Below are 762 nucleotides of genomic sequence, written 5' to 3'. Positions count from 1 at the left end.
AATATTGAGATCCATGCTGGTGCGGGAGTAAATCTGAGAGGTATTTCCTTAACCGCAGGGAAAGACATTACTCTGACCAGTGGTAACTCGCTTGATGTTGGTAAGGTTATAACCGCTAACAATAAAGACACTGAAACGACGAAACTGACCGCAAAGCAAGGCGGCATCAGTTTGACGGCGAGTGGCAAGGCGGCTCTGGGGGATGTACAGGCCAAAACAGATATCACCGTTAATGGTAAAGACATTGAAGCGGCGAAACTGACCGCAGAACAAGGTAGCATCAGTCTGACGGCGAATGGCAGGGCGACTTTGGGGGATGTACAGGCCAAAACAGATATCACCGTTAATGGTAAAGACATTGAAACGACGAAACTGACCGCAAAGCAAGGTGGCATCAGTTTGACGGCGAGTGGCAAGGCGGCTCTGGGGGATGTGCAGGCCAAAACAGATATCACCGTTAATGGTAAAGACATTGAAGCGGCGAAACTGACCGCAGAACAAGGTAGCATCAGTCTGACGGCGAATGGCAAGGCGACTCTGGGGGATGTACAGGCCAAAACAGATATCACCGTTAATGGTAAAGACATTGAAACGGCGAAACAAAGCAATATGCAAGCCGGTCAGAATCTGACACTGACAACGGAGACACTGAGAGGGCAGGGAGAAATTAGTGCCGGCAGTGATGTTACCGTTAAGGCGAGTCATTTGTCTTTCTATGGAGGAAAGTTAAAAGCCGGGAACCAGGTTCTGTTACAGGGAGAG

General features: G+C 49.2%; 1 pseudogene. It reads left to right on the top strand.

The features are described from left to right. Positions 1-762 (top strand): annotated as a pseudogene (locus C6H66_RS26305) (hypothetical protein); the annotation flags it as partial.

This window comes from Photorhabdus hindustanensis, assembly GCF_002968995.1.
Taxonomy (GTDB): Bacteria; Pseudomonadota; Gammaproteobacteria; order Enterobacterales; family Enterobacteriaceae; genus Photorhabdus; species Photorhabdus akhurstii.
Note: the sequence above shows the minus strand (reverse complement) of the source record. Positions and strands in the feature narration are given on the sequence as shown.